The 5,128-nt window shown below is 53.8% G+C and carries 3 protein-coding genes; 2 read left to right on the forward strand and 1 reads right to left on the reverse strand.

Annotated features, from left to right (window positions below; genetic code table 11):
- On the forward strand, positions 1 to 2,621 hold a 2,621-nt coding region (locus tag Q0294_RS10150), incomplete at its 5' end, for a serine/threonine-protein kinase (RefSeq protein WP_299464300.1).
- 26 nt (positions 2,622 to 2,647) lie between these two features.
- Here Q0294_RS10150 and Q0294_RS10155 read toward each other — a convergent pair.
- Positions 2,648 to 3,742 (reverse strand): serine hydrolase domain-containing protein, encoded by a 1,095-nt coding sequence (locus Q0294_RS10155; protein WP_299464303.1) that lies wholly within the window; start codon positions 3,740 to 3,742, stop codon positions 2,648 to 2,650.
- Positions 3,743 to 4,037: 295 nt separating this feature from the next.
- Here Q0294_RS10155 and Q0294_RS10160 point away from each other — a divergent pair.
- Positions 4,038 to 5,128 (forward strand): mandelate racemase/muconate lactonizing enzyme family protein (locus tag Q0294_RS10160; protein ID WP_299464305.1); only part of this gene is annotated, 1,091 nt, incomplete at its 3' end.

Here is a 5,128-nt window from a genome sequence, read left to right on the forward strand (position 1 = left end):
AGCATAAAGGGTTTTTCCTGGGGAAATACCGCCTGCTGGATCTGGTGGGCAAAGGGGGCATGAGTTCGGTTTATCTGGCCGAACACGTGTTGATGCGCCGCCGCTGTGCCATCAAAGTACTGCCATCCAAACGCGTGAATGATGCTTCGTATCTCGCCCGCTTTCATCGGGAAGCCCAGGCCGTCGCCTTGCTGGATGATCCGAATATCGTGCGCGCGTACGATGTGGACCATGAAATGGAAAATGACGCAGAGATTCATTTTCTGGTTATGGAATACGTCGATGGTAAAGATTTACAGGAAATCGTGACAAAAAATGGCGTACTCGATATCAGAGATGCCGTCAATTATATACGACAGGCCGCCAATGGTCTGGCCCATGCGCACGAAGCCGACATGGTGCATCGGGATATCAAACCCGGCAACCTGCTGGTGGATCCGAAAGGGGTCGTCAAGATTCTCGATCTGGGACTGGCCCGTTTTTTCAATGAAGGCGAAGACAAATCGCTGACGATTGCGCATGACGAAAAAGTGTTAGGAACCGCCGACTATCTCGCGCCTGAACAGGCAATCGACAGTCACATGGTGGATTCCCGCGCTGACATTTACAGTCTGGGTTGTACCTTGTACTTTTTATTAACCGGGCACCCCCCCTTCACCGAAGGGACACTCGCGCAGCGTCTGATGGCGCATCAGACTAAAGAGCCGCCACCGATTACCAGAGACCGCCCCGATACTCCTCCTGATCTGGTTCTGATTCTCGAAAAAATGATGGCGAAAGATCGTGAGCAGCGTTATCAGACGGCAACCGCAACGTCGGCAGCCTTGTATGAATGGCTGCAGAATAATACGGACGATGAGTGGCGAAAAAATCATGTGAGCAGTGGCGTCGGTTCCGGTGTGGGTCTGGCACAAACTGATTCCGGTCTGCACGATCAAAAAAAACAGAATCCCGAACTGGCCGCCTTCCTCTCCAACCTGAAAGAAGAATCGGGGATTCATAAAGGACCCGGTTCCGGCGAAATAAAACAGAAAGCAGTCAGTCCCCCCGTGGTGCAGGCAGCAAAGCCTTCTTCCGGTGTGCGCGATTCGTCGGTTGTGAAACAGAACAAAGTCAGTACCGCATCGACCCGCATCGCCGGCCCCGCCGATACCCAGCAGAAAGCAGAACCGAAACAGACAACCGTTCCCACGGCGAAGCCGACCGCAAAGCCGGTCGCAAAGCCGGTCGCGAAACCCGTGGCAAAGCCGGTCCAGCGGCCTGTAAAACAGGCTGTTCCCGTCGCCGAAGCGCTGCCCGGAGATTCAGGCGTTATGGAAGCCGAAATCGATGAAATCGAAGCGGAAGCGGTGGAAGAGGCGGCTCCCGCTGAAGCTCTGATGAGCAGCCGGAAGTGGTTCATGCCTGCGATTGCAGGCGGGGGGATCGGGCTTGTGCTGCTCGTGGTTGTCGTGATGTTCGCATTGTCGGGAGGCGACAATAACAAGCCGCAAGACGTTGAGGTCGTCAAACCAGCATTGGCACCTGAGAAACCAGTCGAACCTGATACTCTGCCTGATGAGATTAAAGTCGGACCGGAAGAAAAATACAAAACGATTGCCGCTGTGCTGAAAGACATTCAAATCGTCTTCGGTAAAACCTTTGGTGTGGACAGTCAGCATTACACGATCAAAGTCGCCGCCGGCATGGAACTCAAGGAACGGATTCACATTGATAATTCGAAAATCAGTTTCCCGAAAGGCATTTCGATTGTGGCAGAGAGCGGAAAACCGGTGATCCTGGCGCCTGACGGGCCGGAACCGGTGATCCAGTTGCAGGGCATTGAAGGTCTGACCATCGACGGTTTTCTGATCAAAGCGCAAGGTAAAAAAGTGGCCATTCAACTGGGCGATTATCTGGTTGGCACACAGTTGAAAAATCTGAAAGTGAATGACTTTGAGTTAGCGGGGATTCTGACAAAAAGTGTTTCCGGATTGGGGAATGAGCCGTTGCTGCTGGAAAATCTCAATTTCAAGGCAGGCAACCCGCAGGCGATCGGGATTCATCTTTCCGGCGATACAAACAACGGAATTGTGATATCCAATGTCCGTTTTCTAAATGCGATGCAGACCGGGCTGCAATTTTCATCGACGGTGAAAGAGACGCACGTGAAAGGATGCATTTTTTCCGAAACGTCCACGGGCATTCGCTTCGAGTCGCTGGGTTATGATCTCAGCAATCTGAAATTGACCAACAACACTTTTTTTATTGTGAACTCGGGGATCATCATGACGGCGATGCCCGGTCCCGGTAGCGAAGCGATTCAAATTTCCCGCAATCTGTTTGCCACCATCGAAGGGGCGGAAGCGAAGGTGGAACAGCAGAACGATCCGAAAGTCTGGGCGAAAATTCTAACGGCTCAGGAAAACTATTCTTCACGCACCGCGCCGAACCCCGTTCCTGCTGACGAACTGGATCTGTTCAAAAACAAAGGCAAACGCGGCGATGCGAATTTAAACAATTTCGTGTCTACCACTCCCGGCGATGAAAAATTCCTCTCCCCTGCCCCCGATAATCCCGCCCGCAGTGTGGCGGGTACGCCCGGCGGTATGAAAGCCTACGTGGGCGCCGTCGCACCCTGATTGTTTTTTATAAGATGACACGAGGCCTAAATCAAATTCAGGTCTGCGTAGATGGCTTCGTTGATCTCTTTCGCGCGACGTTGATGCTTCGGCTCACCCGGTCTGCCATTGGCGACAACCGCGACAACCAGCTCCCGCTCGGGGTCGGCAAAGGCAATCGATGACTGGGAACCGCCGTGCCCGAACGTTTTTTCGGAAGCATACTTGCCGAAGCCATACGGCACGGTTTCCTCGCCGTAGCGGTTCGAATTGATGATGAAACCGAGCCCGTAATCGACAATATGCTGCAGCGTTAAATCGAACTCGCCGATCCGATGCCCGGACGTCATTGTTTCCACGGTCTGCGGTTCAAACAGAGGCATGCCTTCATTGAGCAGGCATTCATAAAACCAGCCCAGTTCCCGAATCGGTCCGCGGGCATTGCCTCCGGGGGACGGCTTTACACACCGCGGTGCTTCATGCCAGTCGGTGAGATGCGTTTCCCCTTTTTCGCGCTGATAGACATAGGCGATGTTGTCTTTTACTTTTTCATAAACGTCTGACGGCATGCCGATCCAGCTTTCTGTCATGCCCAGCGGTTCCAGAATCAGTTCCCGCATCAGTTGCGGATACTGCTGTCCGGTGATGCGTTGCAGGATTTCTCCCAGAATGAACCAGCTCGAAGTTACATGATAACCGGCCGTTTTTCCGATCTGCCAGTTTTCTTCAAGAGGGGCGTCACAGATCCGTTGAATCGTCGCTTCCCAGCTCAGTTCCGGCCAGCCCGTGTCGACCGGCCGAAAGCCGGCGGTATGGTTGAGCAGATGCAGCAGGGTGATCGGCTCTTTACCGTGCGTACCAAATTCCGGAATGAATTGTGCCACCCGATCATCGAGACTCAGCTGGCCCTGTTCCCAAAGCCGGGCGATCGCCATCGCGGTCAGCGGTTTTCCTGCTGAGAGCCAGAGATTCATCGTGGCTTCCGTCATCGGTACACCGGGACGTGCCTCGCCGATGCCGGTGTCTGCGATGATTTCCCCCTGCAGTGAGACATAAATCTGCACGCCGGTATGCAACTCGTTTTTTATGCCTTCCAGAATGCGCTGATGAGTGAAAGGCAGACGGTCTTCAAAGGACGACACAGGGGGCTCGCTTTATCTTCGGAATGAAAAGAATCACGCTTGTTACAACTCGCTTTTAGCGGAATTGTCACTGCAATTCAACCATGAAAAATGGGATAGGCCCGAATCCATTCCGGACGGAACGGCGCGAACAGACAGCGCCAGGAAAATCGTTTTTACCAGTTCTCCCGGAAGCAGCTGCGCTCTTGATTCCTGAATGGAATCTCCTTTGCTATCATAGTCGTTCCCTGCGGCAACCGGCGCCCGTTGACGTTTTATTGACTGCTGACTGTGAAGTGAAGCGAGACCACCTGCCATGAAAATTACCGCCATCAAGACCTACCCTGTGCGGATTCCCCTCAAACCGGAACGCCGTATGATCTCGGCACTCGGGAAGCATGATGTCTCCCACTATCTGGTATTGCGGGTGGAGACGGATGCCGGCATTGAAGGCGCCGGTGAAGCGACCGTCCTCTGTCGCTGGAGTGGCGAAACAGTCTGGGGAGCACAGGCGATTGTGGACTATGTCTTCACACCGTTACTGCTCGGTCACGATCCATGTGATATTGAAACCATCAACCAGATTCTGGACCGCACCGCGCAGGGCAACTGGTTTGCCAAGTCGGCGATTGAGATGGCCTGCTGGGATATTAAGGGGAAAGACGCGGGGCAGCCGGTCTATGAATTATTAGGTGGGGCGGCCCGCAGCCGTTCGATTAAATGCCGTTTTTCGATGGGCGCGTATTCGCTGGAACGGGCGGAACGCAGGACGAAAGAACTCGTCGCCGCCGGTTTTACTACGATCAAAGTCAAAGTCGGCACGAATCCCGATGAAGATGTCGCGCGGGTGAAGCTGGTGCGCGAAACGATGGGGCCCGATCTGGAATTGACGATCGACGCGAATGCCGGCTGGGATGCTGCGACCGCAATTGCCACCATGCAGCGGATGCAGGAATTTAATGTCGCTCTCTTCGAACAGCCGACACCCCGTGGCGACTTTGCTGCGCTGGCCGAAGTGCGGCGGGCGATAAAACCGGCAGTGATGGCCGATGATATCTGTTTTGATCTGGCCGATGCGAAAGAGTGTATTCGCAATGAAGCCTGCGATGTAATCAACGTTTATCCCGGTAAAAACGGAGGCATCAGCAAGACGGTGGCGATTGTGAACTACGCGGCCGCGCATGGCGTTCCCTGCAGCATCGGCTCCAATCTCGAACTGGATATTGCCTCCGCCGCCATGTGTCATGCGGTAGTCGCCTGTCCGAATATGAAGATCGAACAATATCCCGGCGATATTCTGGGACCCGAGTATCATGAAATTTCCGTCGTCAAAAATCCGCTGGTGATTGAAGGCCCCGTGATTACGATTCCCGATTCACCGGGGCTGGGTATTGAAGTCGACTGGTC

Origin of the sequence: uncultured Gimesia sp. (genome assembly GCF_937919775.1) — a bacterium.
Lineage (GTDB): Bacteria > Planctomycetota > Planctomycetia > Planctomycetales > Planctomycetaceae > Gimesia.